The 18,643-nt window shown below is 68.7% G+C and carries 15 protein-coding genes; 7 read left to right on the top strand and 8 right to left on the bottom strand.

The features are described from left to right. Window positions 1-105: 105 nt before the first annotated feature. Together glpK (ACFVMC_RS26055) and ACFVMC_RS26050 are read right to left on the bottom strand one after the other, a co-directional pair. Window positions 106-1,614 carry a glycerol kinase GlpK gene (gene glpK / locus ACFVMC_RS26055; RefSeq protein ID WP_379214420.1) on the bottom strand — a complete coding sequence of 503 codons (1,509 nt, stop codon included), beginning with the start codon at window positions 1,612-1,614 and terminating at the stop codon, window positions 106-108. A 182-nt stretch (window positions 1,615-1,796) separates the two neighbouring features. Next, on the bottom strand, window positions 1,797-2,558 hold the full coding sequence (locus ACFVMC_RS26050; protein WP_379214418.1) for an IclR family transcriptional regulator: 762 nt from the start codon (window positions 2,556-2,558) through the stop codon (window positions 1,797-1,799). Between the two features lie 124 nt (window positions 2,559-2,682). On the opposite strand from ACFVMC_RS26050, the gene glpK (ACFVMC_RS26045) reads away from it, so the two are divergent. The 3 genes from glpK (ACFVMC_RS26045) (at window position 2,683) to ald (ending at window position 7,286) form a co-directional block, all read left to right on the top strand. Then, window positions 2,683-4,209 (top strand): glycerol kinase GlpK, encoded by a 1,527-nt coding sequence (gene glpK, locus ACFVMC_RS26045; RefSeq protein WP_379214417.1) that lies wholly within the window; start codon window positions 2,683-2,685, stop codon window positions 4,207-4,209. A gap of 23 nt (window positions 4,210-4,232) precedes the next feature. Beyond that, window positions 4,233-5,984 carry a glycerol-3-phosphate dehydrogenase/oxidase gene (locus ACFVMC_RS26040; RefSeq protein ID WP_379214415.1) on the top strand — a complete coding sequence of 584 codons (1,752 nt, stop codon included), beginning with the start codon at window positions 4,233-4,235 and terminating at the stop codon, window positions 5,982-5,984. 189 nt (window positions 5,985-6,173) lie between these two features. Then, a complete protein-coding gene (gene ald / locus ACFVMC_RS26035) occupies window positions 6,174-7,286 on the top strand; it encodes an alanine dehydrogenase (protein ID WP_379214413.1) in 1,113 nt (370 codons plus the stop codon). Between the two features lie 4 nt (window positions 7,287-7,290). Here ald and ACFVMC_RS26030 read toward each other — a convergent pair whose 3' ends face one another. Next, window positions 7,291-7,800, bottom strand: a complete 510-nt coding sequence (locus ACFVMC_RS26030; protein WP_379214728.1) for an Lrp/AsnC family transcriptional regulator — start codon at window positions 7,798-7,800, stop codon at window positions 7,291-7,293. Between the two features lie 316 nt (window positions 7,801-8,116). Here ACFVMC_RS26030 and ACFVMC_RS26025 point away from each other — a divergent pair, with 316 nt between their 5' ends. Next, a complete protein-coding gene (locus tag ACFVMC_RS26025) occupies window positions 8,117-9,013 on the top strand; it encodes an EamA family transporter (protein WP_379214411.1) in 897 nt (298 codons plus the stop codon). Here the strand turns inward: ACFVMC_RS26025 and ACFVMC_RS26020 are convergent. From ACFVMC_RS26020 to pruA, 3 genes are all read right to left on the bottom strand, one after another. Further along, on the bottom strand, window positions 8,988-10,421 hold the full coding sequence (locus ACFVMC_RS26020) for an amino acid permease (RefSeq protein ID WP_379214409.1): 1,434 nt from the start codon (window positions 10,419-10,421) through the stop codon (window positions 8,988-8,990). The two genes, ACFVMC_RS26025 and ACFVMC_RS26020, sit on opposite strands and share 26 nt — an antisense overlap. Window positions 10,422-10,546: 125 nt before the next feature. After that, on the bottom strand, window positions 10,547-11,524 hold the full coding sequence (locus ACFVMC_RS26015) for a proline dehydrogenase family protein (protein ID WP_379214408.1): 978 nt from the start codon (window positions 11,522-11,524) through the stop codon (window positions 10,547-10,549). Then, entirely contained in the window at window positions 11,524-13,161 is a 1,638-nt protein-coding gene (pruA, locus tag ACFVMC_RS26010) for an L-glutamate gamma-semialdehyde dehydrogenase (RefSeq protein WP_379214406.1), read from the bottom strand. The genes ACFVMC_RS26015 and pruA overlap by 1 nt, the downstream gene beginning before the upstream one ends. 126 nt (window positions 13,162-13,287) lie before the next feature. Between pruA and ACFVMC_RS26005 the strand changes: the two genes are divergently transcribed. After that, on the top strand, window positions 13,288-14,472 hold the full coding sequence (locus ACFVMC_RS26005; protein ID WP_379214405.1) for a PucR family transcriptional regulator: 1,185 nt from the start codon (window positions 13,288-13,290) through the stop codon (window positions 14,470-14,472). Window positions 14,473-14,534: 62 nt separating this feature from the next. On the opposite strand, the gene ACFVMC_RS26000 is transcribed toward ACFVMC_RS26005, so the two are convergent. Continuing rightward, window positions 14,535-15,455 carry a lipase family alpha/beta hydrolase gene (locus ACFVMC_RS26000; protein ID WP_379214403.1) on the bottom strand — a complete coding sequence of 307 codons (921 nt, stop codon included), beginning with the start codon at window positions 15,453-15,455 and terminating at the stop codon, window positions 14,535-14,537. An 80-nt stretch (window positions 15,456-15,535) separates the two neighbouring features. Here ACFVMC_RS26000 and ACFVMC_RS25995 point away from each other — a divergent pair, with 80 nt between their 5' ends. Beyond that, entirely contained in the window at window positions 15,536-16,150 is a 615-nt protein-coding gene (locus tag ACFVMC_RS25995; RefSeq protein ID WP_379214401.1) for a TetR/AcrR family transcriptional regulator, read from the top strand. Between the two features lie 54 nt (window positions 16,151-16,204). On the opposite strand, the gene ACFVMC_RS25990 is transcribed toward ACFVMC_RS25995, so the two are convergent. Continuing rightward, a complete protein-coding gene (locus ACFVMC_RS25990; protein WP_379214399.1) occupies window positions 16,205-16,921 on the bottom strand; it encodes a uracil-DNA glycosylase in 717 nt (238 codons plus the stop codon). A gap of 406 nt (window positions 16,922-17,327) precedes the next feature. Here ACFVMC_RS25990 and ACFVMC_RS25985 point away from each other — a divergent pair, with 406 nt between their 5' ends. Beyond that, a complete protein-coding gene (locus ACFVMC_RS25985; RefSeq protein WP_379214397.1) occupies window positions 17,328-18,614 on the top strand; it encodes a M20 family metallopeptidase in 1,287 nt (428 codons plus the stop codon). Window positions 18,615-18,643 lie beyond the last annotated feature (29 nt).

Genomic DNA, 18,643 nt, shown 5'->3' with positions numbered 1-18,643 from the left:
GGCGCACGGTAGCCGGGAGGTTGCCGGTCGGCCAGTCGCCGCGCCGCACACCCATCGATGATCGCACCGCCGGGCAGTCGCCGGGCCGGATCGCGCCGCTCGGGCTCAGCCGGGCTCGGTCCAGTTGTAGGTGAGGTCGGCGGCCCGGGACCAGCGGCCGTATTCGCGGTCGCGGCGCTGCGCGGACATGGCAGGCCGCCAGCGGCCCGCGGTACGCCGGTTGCGGCGCAGCCCGGTCATATCGGGCCACAGTCCGACGGCCAGCCCCGCGGCGTAGGCGGCGCCCAGGGAGACGGTCTCGGAGTACAGCGGACGTTCCACCGGGATGCCGAGCGCGTCCGAGATCTGTTGCATCAGTAGATTGTTGGAGGTCATACCGCCGTCGACACGGAGCTCGGCGAGTGTTCGGCCGGTATCGGCGTTCATGGCCGCCACCACTTCGCGGGTCTGCCAGGCGGTGGCCTCGAGCACCGCGCGGGCCAGATGGCCCTTGGTGATGTAGGAGGTGAGCCCGGCGATGACGCCGCGCGCCTCCGCGCGCCAGCGCGGCGCGAACAGACCGGAGAACGCCGGAACCACATAGCAACCGCCGTTGTCCGCGACCGTGCTCGCGAGCGTTTCGATCTCGGGTGCCGCGTCGATCAGATCGAGGCGGTCGCGCAGCCACTGCACCAGGGTCCCGGTTGCGGCCATCGACCCTTCCAGCGCGTAATGCGCTGCCTCGCTGCCGATCTGGAAGGCGACCGTGGTGAGCAAGCCGTGTTCGGAGGACACGGGCGCGGTGCCGGTATTGGTGAGCAGGAAGCTGCCGGTGCCGTAGGTGCACTTGGCCTCGCCCGCGTCGAAACAGGTCTGCCCGAACAGGGCGGCCTGCTGGTCGCCGAGCGCCGCCGCGATCGGGATGCCCTGCGCGGTCCGGCCGTATATCTCTGCGTTGGACCGGATTTCGGGCAGGATCGCGCTCGGGACGCCGAAGAACTCGAGCAGCCGGTCGTCCCAGTCCAGGGTGCGCAGGTTCATCAGCAATGTGCGCCCGGCGTTGGTCACGTCGGTGACGTGCACCCCGCCCTCGGGTCCGCCGGTGAGATTCCAGATCAACCAGCTGTCCATGGTGCCGAACAGGATCTCGCCGCGCTCGGCGCGTTCGCGCAATCGCGGTCGATGGTCGAGCATCCACCGAATGCGCGGTGCCGCGAAATAACCGAGCAGTGGCAGTCCGCTGCGCTGCGCCACGTCGGCGGCGCCGGGCCGCCGCGCCAGCTGACCCACCAACTCCTCGGTGCGGGTGTCCTGCCAGACGATGGCGTTGCCCACGGGTTTGCCGGTTCGCCGCTCCCACAGCACGGTCGTCTCGCGCTGGTTGGCGATGCCGATGGCCACCACCTGATCGGCCGCGATCCGCGCCTTCGCCGTGACCCGGCCGACGAGACCGTCGACGTTCTTGCGGATCTCGAGTGCGTCGTGCTCGACCTGCCCGGCCGCCGGATAGATCTGCTGATGCTCCCGCTGTGCCACCGACACCAGATGCCCCGCGGCGTCGTAGAGGATGGCGCGACTCGAGGTCGTTCCCTGATCGATCGCCATCACATACCGCGCCTTGCCCGCCAGGTTCACCGCTGCCCTCGCGCCGTCGAACCCATGGCCGCCCGCATCTCACCCACCCGCCGATCGGGTAGCTCCCACACCACCACACGTCGAGAGCATCCGAAGGGAGTTGTATCGGGCCTGTTCAGTCCAGCAACGGCCCGATTCGACTCCTGTCGAGGGACAGGGGAATCCGGGGTGCGGCAGGGTGTTCACCGGGGGCGTTCGGTGGTCAGGTCGCGGGAGATCGCCGCGGCGGTGTCGCGGACCAGGGCCACCAGTTTCGCGTGGGTGGTGTGGTTGTCGAGGCGGTCGATCGCGGCCACGATCCCGATCGCGCCGATCACTCGGCCGCCCGCATCGCGGATCGGTGCGGCCAGGGCGGCGCGTTCGGCGTGGAATTCGCCTGTGTCCTCGGCAAATCCCTGTGCGCGGACGCGCGCGATCTCGGCCTGTAGGGGACGCGGCGCGGTGTGCGTGCGTGTCGTATAGGCCGGTAGCGCGGCGGTGGCGCGTTCGGTCAGTCCCGGGGTGTAGGCCAGCAGGACTTTCCCCAGAGCGGTTGCGTGTAAGGGGAGTTCGACTCCGAGCCGCAGGGATTGGGTGCTGCCGTCGGGTCGGAAGACATGGTGCACGATCGCGACTCGGTCGCCGCGCAGCACCCCGATGCGCACGGACTCGCCGGAGCGGGCGGCCAGGGTGTCGCCCCAGTTCATCGCGTAGGAGCGCAGCACATTCGCATCGAACGGGCGTGCGGTCAGCCCGAGCGCGGCCGCGCCGATTCGGTACTTTCCGGAGTGCGGGTCCTGATCGATGTACCCGACGCCCTGCAGGGTGCGCAGCAGGCCGTGGGCGGTCGGCTTGGCCAGGTCCAGCGCCCCCGCGAGTTCGCCGACACCGATGCCGAAGGGCGCGTCCGCGACCACGCCCATGATGGCGGCGGCGCGTTCGATGGACTGGATCGGGCCCGGCACCCTCCCACGGTAGCGCGGAAGCGTTCGACATTGTCGAACAGGTGCCATTGTCGCCCGGTCACACCGTCCTTAGGTTCGGTACTGGATCGGCCCGATCGGGGGCCGGACGGACGACGGAGTTGTGATGGCGGACCTCATCGGAGCGGTCGACCAGGGCACCACCAGCACCCGGTGCATGGTGTTCGATCGCGCGGGCACGGTGGTCGCACACCATCAGCTCGAGCACGAGCAGATCCTGCCGCGACCGGGCTGGGTGGAACACAATCCGGTCGAGATCTGGGAGCGCACCTCCGCTGTCATCCAGACCGCGCTGCACAGCCGTGGGCTGGGTGCGAACGATCTGGCCGCGCTCGGGGTCACCAATCAACGTGAGACCACGGTCATCTGGGACCGGCACACCGGTCGGCCCTACTACAACGCCATCGTCTGGCAGGACACCCGAACCGACCGGATCGCCGCCGAACTCGACGCCTCCGGCGCCGGCCGCCTGATCCGCCACCGCGCGGGTCTGCCGCCGGCCACCTACTTCTCCGGCGGCAAGATCCGCTGGATCCTCGACCATGTCGACGGCGTGCGCACCGCGGCCGAACGCGGTGACGCCCTGTTCGGCACCATCGACACCTGGCTGCTCTGGAACCTGACCGGCGGTACGCGCGGCGGCGTGCACGTCACCGATGTGACCAATGCCAGCCGCACCATGCTCATGGATCTGGAAACCCTGGACTGGGACGACGAACTGCTCGCCCTGTTCGACGTGCCGCGCGCCATGTTGCCCGCGATCCGCCCGTCCGCGGACCCGACCCTGTACGGCTGCACCACCACCCACGGACCGCTGGGCGGGCCGGTGCCGCTGGCGGCGGCGGTCGGGGACCAGCAGGCGGCCATGATCGGTCAGGTCTGCCTGGACGCGGGCGAAGCCAAGAACACCTACGGCACCGGCAACTTCCTGCTGCTCAATACCGGTGCGACACCGGTCCGTTCGGCCAACGGTCTGCTCACCACCGTGTGCTACCAGTTCGGGGCGCGGCCCCCGGTATACGCGCTGGAGGGTTCGATCGCCGTCACCGGTTCGGCGGTGCAGTGGCTGCGCGACCAACTCGGCATCATCCAGGGCGCCGCGCACAGCGAGACGCTGGCCGGGGAGGTCGCCGACAACGGCGGCGTGTACTTCGTGCCCGCCTTCTCCGGATTGTTCGCGCCGCACTGGCGTTCGGACGCGCGCGGCGCCATCGTCGGGCTCACCCGCTACGCCACCAACGCCCACATCGCCCGGGCCACGCTCGAGGCCATCTGCTATCAGACCCGCGATGTCGCCGATGCCATGTTCAAGGATTCCGGTGTGCCGCTGGAGGTGCTGAAGGTCGACGGCGGCGTCACCGCGAACAGCCTGTGCATGCAGATCCAGGCGGATGTGCTCGGGGTGCCGGTCAGCCGCCCGATGGTGTCGGAGACGACGGTGCTCGGCGCGGCCTACGCGGCGGGCCTCGCGGTCGGATTCTGGTCCTCGCCCGAGGATCTCCGGCAGAACTGGCGGGAACGTACCCGCTGGCAACCGCAATGGACCGACGAGCAGCGTGCCGCGGGTTACGCGGGCTGGAGCAAAGCCGTCGGCCGGACCCTCGACTGGGTCCCGACTCACCAGGAAGCGTGATCATCGTGCAGAAGGAAACCGAAATGCGTTCGCTCACAGCTCCCGTCGCGTTGAGCCCGGCGGCCCGGCAGCGGGCCCTGGATGCCATGGCCGCGACCGAACTCGACGTCCTGGTGATCGGGGCGGGCGTGGTCGGCGCCGGTGCGGCGCTCGACGCGGTCACCCGCGGACTGAGCGTCGGACTCGTCGAAGCCCGCGACTACGCGTCCGGCACCTCCAGTCGCTCGTCGAAACTGGTGCACGGCGGGCTGCGGTACCTCAAACAGCTCAACTTTCGGCTGGTGTTCGAGGCGCTGCGGGAACGGTCGCTGATCCTGGACACGCTCGCGCCGCATCTGGCCAAGCCGGTCGAATTCGTCTACCCGCTGGAGAAGCCGGTCCTCGACCGTGCCTGGGTCGGCGCCGGGGTCGGCGTCTACGACGTGCTCGGCGCCGGTCGCGGTGTGCCCGCGCATCACCGTCATCTGGGACGGGCCGCCACCACGCGCCGTTTCCCGGGCGCCAAGCGCGGGACCGTGCGCGGCGGCGTCAGCTTCTACGAGGGTCAGCTCGACGATGCCCGCCACACCATGATGCTGGCGCGCACCGCCGCCTCCTACGGTGCGCACGTCGCCTCCAGTGCGCGGGTGGTCGACTTTCTGCGTGCGGACGGCCGGGTGGTCGGCGCGCTGGTGCAGGATCTGGAATCCGGCCGTAGTTTCGAGGTGCGGGCTCGCCGGGTGGTCAACGCCGCCGGCGCCTGGACCGACGAACTCCAGGAAATGCTCGGCGGTGCGAGCCGATTCAGGATCAAGGCGTCCAAGGGCGTGCACATCGTGGTGCCGCGCGATCGGATCGACTCCGAAACCGGTCTGATCACCGAGACCGAGAAGAGCCTGCTGTTCGTGATTCCGTGCCCGTGGAGCGACGAGCACTGGGTCATCGGCACCACCGACACCGGTTGGGAGCACGACCTGGCACACCCCGCCGCCACCCGCGCCGATATCGATTACATTCTGGCGCAGGTCAATCGGCTGCTGGAGACGCCGATCGGGCATGAGGACATCGTCGGCGTGTACGCGGGTCTGCGGCCGCTGCTGGCCGCCGGTGATTCCGAGCAGACCGCGAAGCTGTCCCGCGAACACGCGGTGGTGCGGCCGGTGCCCGGACTGGTCCTGGTGGCGGGCGGCAAGTACACGACCTACCGGGTGATGGCCAAGGATGCCATCGACCTCGCGGTGGCAGATCTGCCCGGGCGCACCGCGAAATCGTGCACCGACCGTGTGCCCCTGGTCGGCGCGGAGCACTACCGCGAGTTGTCGAGGTCGCGGGCCCGGCTGGCCGAGGTCTTCGGCGTCGACCCGGCCACCGTCGATCACCTGCTCGGCCGCTACGGCAGCGCGGTCACCGAACTCCGGGCGCTGATCGAGGCGACCCCCGAACTCGCCGCGCCCCTGGGTAATTCGCGTTATCTCGAGGCCGAGATCGTCTACGCCGTCACACACGAGGGCGCTCTACACCTCGACGACGTCCTCGCCCGTCGCACCCATCTGTCGGTGGAGTCCACGGCCCGCGGCGTCGACATCGCCTCCGAGGTGGCCGAGCTCATCGCACCGTACCTCGGCTGGGACCCGGCCCGCACCGGTCGGGAGATCTCCATCTACCACCGCCGTGTCGAAGCCGAATTGGCCGCCAATCGTCAGTCCACCGATGCCGAAGCGGACGCGATCCGTGTCTCGGCCCCGGATTCCCGGACCTCCTTCGGCTTCCCCCTGGAAGACCAGCTCACCGTCTGATGCACCGGCCCGCGGTGAAGATGATTCGTGTGTGACCGGCGACAGGCCCGGCCTATCGAAATTATCACCGCAATTTGGTCTTCAACAAGAATTGTTTTCGAGATTGTGGATCTGATCTCGCACAATATTCACAATCCTTGGGAAAGGGCTCGGTGTGTTGGGCCTTCGTTGTCGAGGTCAGGAGTGTCGATGAAAATCGGGGTACCACGGGAAGTCAAGAACCACGAGTACCGGGTGGCTTGCACGCCGGCGGGGGTACGGGAACTGGTGGCGCGCGGGCACGAGGTCGTGGTGGAGGCGGGGGCCGGGGCGGGGTCGGGGTTCGACGATGCCGCGTTTGCGCTGGCGGGGGCGCTGGTGCTGGAGACGGCGGACGCGGTGTGGGGGAGCGCGGACCTGGTACTCAAGGTGAAAGAGCCGGTGGCGCAGGAGTATTCGCGAATGCGGTCCGGGCAGGTGCTGTTCACCTACCTGCATCTCGCGGCCTCCAGGGAGTGCACCGACGCGCTGCTGAACTCGGGCATCACCGCCATCGCCTACGAGACGGTGACGGCGCGTGACGGGTCGCTGCCGCTGCTCGCGCCGATGAGCGAGGTCGCGGGGCGGCTCGCACCCCAGGCGGGGGCGTATCACCTGATGCGCAGCGAAGGCGGGCGCGGCGTGCTCATGGGTGGTGTGCCCGGTGTGCGCCCGGCGCGGGTCGCGGTGCTCGGCGCCGGGGTGGCCGGTCGCAACGCGATCGCCGTCGCGCTCGGCATGCACGCCGAGGTGACCGCGCTCGATGTGAACATCGCCCGGCTGCGCGAGATCGACGACCAGTACCGCGGTCACGTGCGGACGATCGCGTCCAACAGCCAGGAGGTCGAAACAGCGGTGTGCGCCGCCGATCTGGTGATCGGCGCGGTCCTGGTGCCGGGCGCGAAGGCGCCCACGCTGGTGTCGCGCGATCTGGTGGCCCGGATGAAGCCGGGCTCGGTGCTGGTCGACATCGCCATCGATCAGGGCGGTTGCTTCGCCGATTCGCACGCCACCACCCACGCCGAACCGACCTATCGCGTGCACGACTCGGTCTTCTACTGCGTCGCGAACATGCCCGGCGCGGTGCCGAATACGTCGACCGTGGCGTTGACCAACGCCACCCTGCCCTACGTGCTGGCGCTCGCCGATCGCGGCTGGCGCGACGCCGTGGCCGCGGACCCGGGTCTCGCCGCGGGGCTCAGCACCCACTCCGGCAGCCTGCTGTCGGAATCGGTCGCCGCCGCCCACGGGTACACCGTGGGCGATCCCGTGATCGCCGCCTGAGTGGTCAGGTCTGGGCGAGCGTGATCCGCGGCCGTAGGTGCTCGAAGATGAGAATGGTCTCGGTGGACGACACCGCCGGGTGCGCACTGAGATGTTCGAGCACGAAACCGCGCAGTTCCTCGGTGTCGGCGGTGGCGACATGGATCAGATAGTCGTCACCGCCCGCGATGAAGTACACGTTCAGCACCTCGCGCAGCACCGAGAGCTGCTGCCCGAACTCGGCCAGGTGCTTGCGCGAATTGCTGTGCAGCCGAACGGAAATCATCGCTTGCAGGCCGCGGCCGAGCGCGGCGGGATCGATCTCGGCGTGGAAGCCGCGAATCACGCCGCGTTCGACCAGTGAGCGCACCCGCCCCAGGCAGGTCGACGGCGCGATCCCGGCGGCGGCGGCCAGCGCGTTGTTGGTCATGCGACCGTCGCGCGCGAGATGGTCGAGCAGCACCCGATCGATGTCGTCGATCTGCACCGGGGTCCGCGGCCGGCTCGGCGCGGGCGGTAATCCCGCCGCCGACACTGCGCCGCGCCGTCGCTCGGTCCTGCCGTGTTCGCTCACAGGGGCAACGGTACCGAAAATGATTCGCTGAGATGCGGCGAGTTCGAATCATCGTTAGCCAAGCTGGTCTGTGCTGATAGTTGTTCGCTATTGTTCCGTCGCGGCGGGTCGCTGGCTATGCGCTAGCATCGATGCCGTGGACATCTACTGGCGCACAGTCACCCCGCCCCCGGTCGTCTGACCGGGCGCACTTCCGCGTAGCTTCCAGCCTCTGACCGGGCTGTCCTCGGTGTGCCCGTTTCCGAATCATTCCCAGGCATTCGAGAACGGAACGACTGTGTCCAACAACGTCACCTCCTTCGGCGGCTCCACCCCCATCCTCGCGGCTTCGGTGCTGTGGGGCACCACCGGAACCGCAAGCTCCCTGGCCCCCGCCGGCGCCCCGGCGGCCGCCATCGGCTCGGCGGGCCTGGCCCTCGGTGGTCTGCTCCTCTTCGCGGCTGGTCATTGGAAACCCCTGCGGGACAGGGAAATACGGCATCCTTACACGCGCAGGGAGGGGTGGTTGCTCCTGCTCGGCGCGGTGGCCGTCGCAGGCTATCCGGTCACCTTCTATCCCGCGGTCGCGCGCACCGGCGTCGCGGTCGCGACGGTCGTCGCCCTGTGCAGCGCACCGGTCTTCGCCGGTGCGCTGGCGTGGGTCCTGGGCCGTTCGAAACCCTCGGCGCGCTGGGTGCTCGCTACCTCGGCCGCGGTGATCGGCTGTGCCGCACTGGTATCGGGTGGATCCAGTGCCGCGATCGACCCGGCCGGGGTCGCGCTGGCGACCGTCGCCGGGCTGGTCTACGTGGTGTACTCCCTGGTCGGCGGCGAACTCATTACCGGCGGCCACGATTCGGACCGTGTGATGGGTGTGATGTTCGGCGCCGCGGCGCTTTTCGTGCTGCCGGTACTGCTGTGCACCGAGACCGCGTGGCTGTCGGGCACACGCGGTCTCGTGGTGGCGGCGCACCTGGCGGTCTTCACCACCTTCCTGGCCTACCGCCTCTTCGGCTACGGACTGCGCCACACCACCGTCGCGGTCGCGACCACCCTGACCCTCGCCGAGCCCGCGGTCGCCGCGGTGCTCGGCGTGACAGTCCTGGGTGAACGCCTTGCGCTCGTATCCTGGTGCGGCCTGGGGATTCTCGCGTCCGGACTGGTACTGCTCAGTCTTTCGCCAAGGGCCCGCTAGCGGTCTGCTCGAGCTTGGAGTGGGTGCGGGAGTAACCGATGTAGATCACCAAACCCACCACCAGCCAGGCCCCGAATCGCAACCAGGTCTCCCACGGCAGCGACAGCATCAGCCACACGGAGGCGATCACGCCGATGATCGGAATCACCGGCATGAACGGCAGCCGGAACGAGCGCTGCGCGTCCGGGCGGGTGTAGCGCAGCACGATCACCGCGACACACACCACGACGAAGGCCATCAGAATGCCGATATTGGTGAGTTCGGCGACGGTGTTGATCGGCAGCAGCCCGGCCAGGATCGCCGACCCGATACCGACGATCCAAGTGACCCGGGTCGGCACCTTGCGCACCGGATGGGTCTTGGCGAACCATTCCGGCAGCAGCCCGTCGCGGCTCATCGCGAACCACACCCGGGTGACGCCGAGCATGAAGGTCAGCACCACGGTGATGATGCCGACGATGGCGCCGATCGCGATGATATTGGCGACGCCGGGCATGCCGACCGCCTTGAAGGCGCTGGAGAACCCGCTCTCCGGATCGATCTCGGTGTATTTCTGCATACCGGTCAGCACCAGCGTCGCCAGGACGTACAGGACCATGGCGATGGCCAGCGAGTAGATGATCGCCTTCGGCAGATGCTTGCGGCCGTCGACCGATTCCTCGGCCGCGGTACTCATCGCGTCGTAGCCGAACACCGCGAAGAAAACTGTTGCGGCGCCAGTGAATACGGCGGCGGTGCCGAACGGGAAGTACGGGCTGTAATTGGAGCTGTCGATGTGGAAGACGCCGAGCACGATGATCAGCAGCACCAGTGCCACCTTGATCCCGACCGCGACGGTCTCGAACCGGCCCACGCTGCGGATGCCGCGCGCCAGCAGCCACGCGGTGCCCAGACAGAACAGCATCGCGAAGACGTCGACCACGCGGCCGTCCTCGGTGCCGTACGCGCCCAGCATCCAGGTCGGCAGATCGATATCGACCTGTTCGAGCAGGAATTTGAAGTACCCGGAGACGCCGATCGCGACGACCGCGGCCACCGCGACGTACTCCAGCAGCAGATCCCAGCCGATGAACCAGCCGCCGATCTCGCCCAGCGCCACATACCCGTAGGTGTAGGCCGATCCGGCCTTGGGGATCATGCCCGCGAACTCGGCGTAGCAGAGCGCGGCCGCCGCGCTGGCGATGCCCGCGATCAGAAACGAGATCAACACGGCGGGTCCGGTCACCGAATGTGCAACCGACCCGGCGAGGGCGAAGATGCCGGCGCCGATGATGCCGCCGACGCCGATCGCGGTGAGCTGCCAGAGGCCGAGGTGTTTGGCCAGCCGCTCGTCGTCGGGTATCTCGTCCTCGATCTCCTGGAGGGGTTTCCGGCGCAGCATCTGACGGCGCATCTCCGCGTTGAACATGCGACTTCCTTTCCTTCGCTGTGCCCTGCTCGGTCCAGGTGTACGGACACGAGCCGGGGACAGGACAGCCTGAGGGTGGTTAGGCGGCCGAGCCGACGGGTGGGCGAGCGCGGCTTCTGCTGGATTCAGCTAAACCGACCGGCGGGTGTGCCGGGCGGGGAATCGGTGAAATTGCCCGGCGTCAGGGCGCGCAGGAAGAAGGTGAGATTGGCCGGGCGTTCGGCCAGTCTGCGCATGAAGTAGCCGTACCACTGGTCGCCGTAGGGCAGGTAGACGCGCAGCCGGTGACCCGCGGCGGCCAGCCGCCGCTGCTCCGGGTCGCGGATGCCGTAGAGCATCTGGAACTCGAAATCGGCGTGCTCGCGTCCCGCTTCGCGGGCGTAGTGCCCGGCCGCCTCGATCAGGCGCGGATCGTGGGTGGCGATCATGGGGTAACCGGACCCGTCCATGAGAATGCGCAGACATCGCAGATACGCCGCGTCGACCTGCTCGGGGCGCTGGAAGGCGACGCTCGGCGGTTCTCGATAGGCGCCCTTGCAGAGCCGGATACGGGACCCGGCCAGCGCGCGGCAATCCGCCTCGGTGCGTTTCAGGTAGGCCTGTAGGACCGTGCCCAGGTCGGGAAAGTCGCCGCGCAGGTCCCCGACGATCGCGAGGGTCGAATCGGTGGTCGTGTGGTCCTCGGCGTCGATGGTGACCGCGACCCCGGCGGCGCGGGCCGCGGCGCAGATCTCCCGCGCGTGGTCCAAGGCGATCCGGGCGCCGTCCCGGGGCAGAGCCTGCCCCAGCGCGGACAACTTCAGCGAGATCTCCAGCGCGAGAGCGTCGTAGAACCCTTGCCCGTGTGCCAGCGCGGCCAGCAGTGACAGATAGTGCGTGACAGTGGCTCGCGCCTGGTCGATCTCGGTGGTGTCCTCACCGAGATAGTCGATGCTGATCCGGCGGCCGGAGGCCAGCAGCGGCGTCGCCACGGCGATGGCCTGGGCCTCGTCGTCGCCCGCGACGAAGCGGCCGACCAGCCGCCGGGTCGAGGACATCCGGCGCACGGTGCGTTCCAGGCGAGGGGAGCGGGCCGCGGCGAGCAGAGCGGGACGGAGCAGCATCACGGCTCCTGATGCGGGTAGCGATGCTCGGTCGGCGGGACGAAGGTCTCCTTGATGGTGCGGGCCGAGGTCCAGCGCAGCAGATTCAGCGGCGAGCCTGCCTTGTCGTTGGTGCCCGAGGCCCGGGAGCCGCCGAAGGGCTGCTGGCCGACGACCGCGCCGGTGGGCTTGTCGTTGACATAGAAATTGCCCGCGGCGAAACGCAATCCGGCGGTGGCGCGGGCGACGGCGGCGCGGTCGGTGGCGATCACCGATCCGGTCAGGCCGTACGCAGCGCCCTGATCGACGAGTTCCACCGCGGCGTCGAAGGATCCGGCCACCGAGTCGTCGTAGACGTGGACCGACAGGATCGGCCCGAAGTACTCGGTGTGGAACGCCTCGTCGGAGGGATCGTCGCCGAGCAGCACCGTCGGCTCGACGAAGTAGCCGACGCTGTCCTCGGCCCGTCCGCCGACCGCGATGGTCAGCCCGGCGGTGGCCTTGGCCCGCTCCAGCGCGTTCACATTGCGGTCGAACGCGCGCCGATCGATCAGCGCCCCACCGAAATTCGTGAAATCCGTGACGTCGCCGTACTTCAGCTCGGCGACCTGGTCGATCAGATCCGCGCCCATCCGCGCCCACACCGATTTCGGGATGAACGCTCGCGAGGCGGCGGAGCACTTCTGGCCCTGATAATCGAAGGCCCCCCGGATCAGCGCCGTGGTCAGTACCTCCGGGTCGGCCGAGCTGTGCGCGAGCACGAAATCCTTGCCGCCGGTCTCGCCGACCAGCCGCGGATAGGACCGGTACTCGCCGATATTGGCCGCCACCGACCGCCACAGATGCTGAAATGTCTTGGTGGACCCGGTGAAATGGATCCCGGCCAGGCGCGGATCGGCGAGCGCCACATCCGAGACCTTCGGGCCCGCGCCGTGCACCAGATTGATCACTCCCGGCGGCAATCCCGCGGCCTCCAGCAATCGCATGGTCCAGTAGGCCGCGACCGACTGGGTCAGTGCGGGTTTCCACAGCACCGTATTGCCCATCAGGGCCGGTGCGGTGGGCAGATTACCGGCGATGGCGGTGAAATTGAATGGCGTGACCGCGTAGACGAACCCTTCCAGCGGCCGATAGTCGAGCCGATTCCACACCCCGGGCGCCGAAACAGGCTGCTGCGCGAGAATGTCGCGCGCGAACCCGACATTGAACCGCCAGAAGTCGACCAGCTCGCAGGGCGCGTCGATCTCGGCCTGATACGCGGTCTTGGACTGACCGAGCATGGTGGCGGCCGCGATCGTCTCCCGCCACGGCCCCGCCAGCAGATCCGCCGCACGCAGGAAGATCGCGGCGCGTTCCTCGAAACCCAGTGCGCGCCAGCCGGGTGCGGCCTCGGTCGCCGCGGTGATCGCGGCGCGCACATCGGGTGCCTCGGCGGCGGTGACGGTGCCGAGGACAGCGGCGTGGCGGTGCGGCTGCACCACGTCGATCACCGGTCCGGCGGTGCGGCGATGCACCCCGCCGATGACATTGTTCACCTCGGTGGGTTCCCCGCCGAGCGTTTCCAGTCGCGCTCGCAGGCGGGCCCGTTCGGGGCTGCCCGGAGCGAAGGAGCTCACCGGTTCGTTGGCGGGCGGGGGCGTGGTCGCGATGGCGTCCATGAATTCCTCCTGGAGAGCGCGGTAGCACTGGCAGTGAGTGAACTCCGGAAATCGCTGCGAAGGATCGGCCGATCGGACAAAGATGGGCCCGAAGTGTTGTCCGATCGACCGAAGGTTGCTCTGCCCATGCGTGTCCAGCTCGACGGTGCGACCGATCTGTTCGGGCTGGCCCAGCTGGTCGCGCAACACGCGGGCGGCATGGTCTCCATCGAGGATCCCGAATCCCACGTGCTGGCCTACTCGGCCTCCGGCGACGCCGCCGATCCGCTGCGGATCCGGTCCATCCTGGGCCGCGAGGGGCCACTGGAGTACCTGCGGGTGCTGCGCGAATGGGGTGTGTTCGACCGGTTGCGGCGCGCCGACGAGGTCATCGACGTTCCGGCGCACCCGGAGCTGGATATCAAGCGGCGCTTGGTGATCGGCATTCGGCAGCCGTCCGCGGACGGCTCGCTCGCGCCGCGGGTTCTCGGGGCGATCTGGTTGCAGCAGGGCGACCGCGACTTCGAACCCGGCGCTGCGGAAGTGCTGCGCGGTGCGTCGGCGATCGCCGCGCGGATCATCACCCGCATTCTCGACGCACCGTCGACGGAGGCGCTGATGGTGCAGCGGTTGTTCGGGGTGCGCGGGGAGGGTGTCGATATTCCGTCGGTCGCCGGGGCGCTGCACATTCCGCTGGGTGGTCCGGTGGCGGTGCTCGGCTTCGCCGCCGACCGGGGCGCCGACGCGCTGGGCGGGCTGATCCGGTTGCACGCCAGCGCGTTTCGACGCGACTCGGTCACCATGGATCTCGGGCGGGTGTACGTGCTGCTGCCTGGATTTCGCTCCGAGCGGGCGGTCACGGCGTGGGCGCGGCAGCTGGTCGAGCGGTTCGAGCGGGACCGGGCGATGCCGGTGCACGCGGCCATCGCGATCCCGGTCGGCGAGCTCGGCGCGGTCGCGGCGGCCCGCCGGGAAGTCGACCGGGTGCTGGACAGTACGTCGGGATCGTTTGCGCGCGGCCAGGTCACCACGCTTGCCGAATCACGAACAGCGGTGCTGCTGGGCGAGATTCTGGATCTGCTGCGCGGGAATCCGGAGCTGCGCGATCCGCGGTTGGACGCACTGGACGCCTACGACAACGAGCACGCGGCGAATCTCCGCGCGAGTGTACGGGCCTACCTGCGCACCGGTGATGTCCGGTCTGCGGCGCGCGATCTGCGGATCCATCCGAACACGTTGCGCTATCGGATCCGGCGGGTCGAGCAGGTGACCGGGATGAGCCTGGCCGACCCGCACGATCGGTTGCTGCTCGAGGTGCAGCTCGCGTTGTGAATACGACGGGGCTGCGCCGATGTCCCCTCCATTGCGGACATCTCACCGGCGACGCCCCGGGTCTAGAAGCGATACAGCGGAACCACCGTGCACGGCACCGGGACCGGATGCACCGGGTCCAGGGCGTTCCCGATCAGCGCCACCGCGGTCGGTGAGTACGGCTGCGCGAAATGCTGGGAGTAGTCGGTCGGGCAGGCGTCATCGATGTACTGGGTGGTGGCGTGGGCGGCTCCCTCGGGCGGCAGCATTCCGCCGAGCATCCCCATCTCGTCGGCGCGTCCGGTGATCTCGGAGTATCGGATGGTCGGTTGCAGGACAAGGGCTTTGCCCAGCGACCACGGATCGAGAATGTTCAGCCACAGCGGCGGCACCTTGCCGTTGTAGAGGATCGCGTCGTAGAGATCCTTCGGGATGACGCGGCGGGCGAGTTCCCCGGCGTCGACCGGTAGGCCCGTGACGGAGTACGGCGAGGACAGCAGCACCATGCGGTCCACCTTCGCGGCGGCGTCGAACTCGTTGACATAGAAGCGGGCGAGCACCCCACCCTGCGAGTGGGAGACCACATCGATCTGCCGCGCGCCGGTCGCGGCGAGCACCCGGTCGACGGTGGCGGCGAGTTCGGGGGCCGACAGCGGGATCGGGTCCATGCCGTTGAGTCCGGGGGCCACGTCGTAGAGGGTGCGGCCGTAGTCGAGGGTGAAGACGCAGTAGCCCTGATTGGCCAGGTACGGCGCGACCGCGGTCCAGTTCACCGCGGCGGAGAGGAACGTCGAGCCGACCAGCACCACCGGTTTCGGGTGGGCCGGCGAGGGGCGGCAGGTGTAGTCGTCGGCGCCGGGAACCGGTGCGTCCCAGGTTGTTCCGGCGATCCGCAGCATCTCGGTGTTGCCGTAGTGCACGGGCAGTTCGGTCGCGTGCGCGGTGCCGCAGGTCAGAACGGCGGCCGCGCAGGCCAGCAGTGTGCGGGTGAACCGCATCCCCATCAGGTCTCCTACATCGTCGAACGCCCCGAGACTAACATGAACCTGAGTCATGTTCAGGTTTTCTGTGAAATAGTGGCCACGTGATCGCCCGCAATCCAGGCCCCCGCCGCGCACCGGTGCAGCAGCGCAGCCGTGCCCGCGTCGAACGAGTCCTCCAGGCGGCGTCCGAACTGCTCGACGAGCAGGGACTCGACGCCGTCACCACGCGCAGCCTGGCCGAACGCGCGCGAATCCCGGTCGCCACCCTCTACCAGTACTTCCCCAACCGCGAGGCGGTGCTCGCCGAACTCGCCACCCGCGCCGTCGACCGCGTCGACCAGGAGCTGGGTACGAGACTCGCGGCCCTGACGGCCACCTCGTTACCGGAAGCCGTCGAACAACTCCTGGAGTTGCACCGCGTCCAATACCGTTCGCACCCCGAGATAGTCGCCCTCTACTACGCCCACCGCGGCTCCGGCCACTTCCCCGACGCCCATGCCCACCGGTCCCGCATGGCCGCCGCCGTTCACGGCCTGCTCCTGGACCGCGGCTGGCTCGCTCCCGGCACCGACGTCCTGGTCACCGAGGTGGCCATCGAATCCGCCGACGGCATCCTGGAACTCGCCTACCGCCGCCACCCCGAAGGCGACCCGCGAACCGTCGCCGAAGCCACCCTCGCCATGACTCGCTACCTCGAGGCCTACGCCCCGAAGTAGCGAATGTCGCTACCGCACCGAGCGCCTGGCTGTGGCTGCCGAACGGGCCGCGCTTCAGGCCGGGTCCGAGTCGGCGGCGGATTTGGCCTGGCGCAGTACGGTTTCGAGCATGGCCGGCGTGAGCCGGCCCGTGAAGGTGTTCTGCTGGCTGACGTGGTAGCAGCCGAAGAGCTCGATCGGATTTCGATCGGAGTCCTTGGGGGAGAGGGTGATTCGTGCACCGTGCGCGAATTTGGGGCGGGGGCGCGGGATGGTCCAGCCGGCCGTGTCCAGGACCGGGAGCAGGGCCTGCCAGCCGAAACCGCCGAGAACGACGATGGCGCGGAGCGTGGGGGCCAGCAGGGCCAGTTCGGTGTCGAGCCAGTGACGGCAGCGGTCGCGTTCCTCGGGAAGCGGTTTGTTGTCGGGTGGGGCGCAGTGGACCGGAGCGGTGACGCGGGCGCCGAGCAGCCGCAGCCCGTCGTCGCGGTGCACCGCCGTTGGTTGATTCGCCAGTCCCGCGGCGTACATGGCTGCGTACAGCACATCGCCGCTGCGATCGCCGGTGAACATCCGCCCCGTCCGGTTGCCGCCGTGCGCGGCCGGGGCCAACCCTACGATGAGCAGCCGCGCATCGGCCGGACCGAACCCGGGAACCGGTCGCCCCCAATAGGTTTCGTCCCGGAATGCCGCCCGCTTGGTTCGCGCGACCTCCTCCCGCCACGCCACCAGTCGCGGGCAGGCCCGGCATTCGGACACGGCAGCGTCGAGTTCACTGACTGTGCGGCACATGCCTCGACTCAACCATGCCCGCCCCGTCATCCGCGGCATTGCCGAGGTCGCCCTGCGCCGACTCGGGTCGGTGCCGACCCCGGCGAAGGTCGATCCGGCGCGCGTGCCCGAGGTCCTCGGGCGATGGAGCTTGCGGGCGACTGGCCCGGGACGACGAACCGCGTCCTCCGCGAGCACGCGGCAGCGGCGACCGTCCTGCGACGACAGCACCGCGGCAACGCAGTCGTCCCGGCGGGTGCCGGTGCGCAGTTGGTGCGACGGGGGAGCACGACGGTGGATCATTCGAAGAAGGCCGACCGTAGGTAACTGAATGGTCGCTAGTGAGGTGATCGGCGCTGCCGAGTACGGGGGGAGGGGCATAGTTGGCGGCGATGATCGTGTCCAGAGATATAGGAACGGAGCTGTGATGTCGGAACCGATCTACGGCGAACTGGACAATCGAGCCGCGCGGGTGGCCGATCAAGTAGTGCGCTGGCGGCGGCATCTGCACCAGAATCCGGAGCTGTCCAACCGTGAGGACGCGACCTCGAAGCTGATCGCCGAGCATCTGGGCTCGCTCGGGCTCGACGAGGTGCGCACCGGAATCGCGGGCCACGGTGTTGTCGGAGTGCTGAAGGGGAGCCGAAAGGGAGATCGGGTGGCGGCCCTGCGCGCCGACACCGACGCGTTGCCCGTACCCGACCTGTGTGGGGTCGACTTCGCGTCGCAGGTGGTCGACGAGAACTATCCGGGCGGACCGTTCCCGGTCTCGCACGCCTGCGGCCACGACTGTCACACGGCAATGCTGCTCGGTGCGGCAACCGTCCTCGCGGGTGTGCGCGAAAGCCTGCCCGGCACTGTGCTTTTCGTCTTCCAGCCGGCCGAGGAGGGTCCGCCTGTCGATGAGAGGGGCGGCGCCGCCCAGATGCTCGCCGAGGGTGCGCTCGATGATCCCGTCCCCACCATGGCCTTCGGCTTCCACGTCACCCCGCTCCCCAAGGGGTACGTCGGCTACCGGGTCGGCAACCAGTTCGGCGCTTCCTGCCTGATCAAGATCGTGCTCACCGGCCGGCAGGTGCACGGCTCCACACCCTGGATGGGAATCGACCCGATGCCGCCCGCCGGCGCCGTTCTGACCGGTATCGGCCAGCTCTACCGGCAGGTGAACGCCTTCGATCCGGTGACGGTGAGCATCGGCCACATCGAGGATGTCGGGCGGTTCAATATCATCGGCCAGACCGTCACCCTGTGGGGCACGATCCGCTGCGCCGTCGAATCGGATATGGCCGACGTGCAGCGGCGCGTCGAGAATCTCGCGACACACACCGCGCAGGCCTACAACTGTACTGCCGCAGTGGAATTCCTCCAGGATGTGCCTGCGGTCCACAACTTGCCGCAGTGGATCGAGGCGGGACTGCCGACCTTCCGGCGGGTCGCGGGTGCGGACCGGGTGCTGGAAACCCCGCCGACGCTCGGTTATGACGATGTCTCGGAGTTCGTCAACAAGTACGGCGGTCTCTATGTGACGCTGGGCGTTCAGGATTCGGAGATCGGCCCGCAGGGGATGCCGCAGCCGACGCCCGGCGGGCGCGGCATGGTCATGAACCACAATCCGCATTTCTACGCCGACGACGACACGTTGGTCACCGGCGTGCGCCTGCACAGCCATGTCGCCTACGACCATCTCGCCGGGGCGCTCGCACCGCCTTCCTGAAACGTGTTCTAGACAAAAGTGGGGAACTG

Origin of the sequence: Nocardia sp. NPDC127579, assembly GCF_042672005.1 — a bacterium.
GTDB lineage: Bacteria > Actinomycetota > Actinomycetes > Mycobacteriales > Mycobacteriaceae > Nocardia.
The sequence above is the reverse complement of the archived record's forward strand: the minus strand, read 5'-3'. Positions and strand labels throughout refer to the sequence as shown.

Coding starts and splice junctions, on each gene's coding strand:
- glpK (WP_379214417.1), top strand. CDS start 2,683: ATGGCGGACCTCATCGGAGCGGTCGACCAGGGCACCACCAGCACCCGG.
- ACFVMC_RS26040 (WP_379214415.1), top strand. CDS start 4,233: ATGCGTTCGCTCACAGCTCCCGTCGCGTTGAGCCCGGCGGCCCGGCAG.
- ald (WP_379214413.1), top strand. CDS start 6,174: ATGAAAATCGGGGTACCACGGGAAGTCAAGAACCACGAGTACCGGGTG.
- ACFVMC_RS26020 (WP_379214409.1), bottom strand. CDS start 10,421: ATGTTCAACGCGGAGATGCGCCGTCAGATGCTGCGCCGGAAACCCCTC.
- ACFVMC_RS26015 (WP_379214408.1), bottom strand. CDS start 11,524: ATGCTGCTCCGTCCCGCTCTGCTCGCCGCGGCCCGCTCCCCTCGCCTG.
- pruA (WP_379214406.1), bottom strand. CDS start 13,161: ATGGACGCCATCGCGACCACGCCCCCGCCCGCCAACGAACCGGTGAGC.
- ACFVMC_RS26005 (WP_379214405.1), top strand. CDS start 13,288: ATGCGTGTCCAGCTCGACGGTGCGACCGATCTGTTCGGGCTGGCCCAG.
- ACFVMC_RS26000 (WP_379214403.1), bottom strand. CDS start 15,455: ATGGGGATGCGGTTCACCCGCACACTGCTGGCCTGCGCGGCCGCCGTT.
- ACFVMC_RS25990 (WP_379214399.1), bottom strand. CDS start 16,921: ATGTGCCGCACAGTCAGTGAACTCGACGCTGCCGTGTCCGAATGCCGG.
- ACFVMC_RS25985 (WP_379214397.1), top strand. CDS start 17,328: ATGTCGGAACCGATCTACGGCGAACTGGACAATCGAGCCGCGCGGGTG.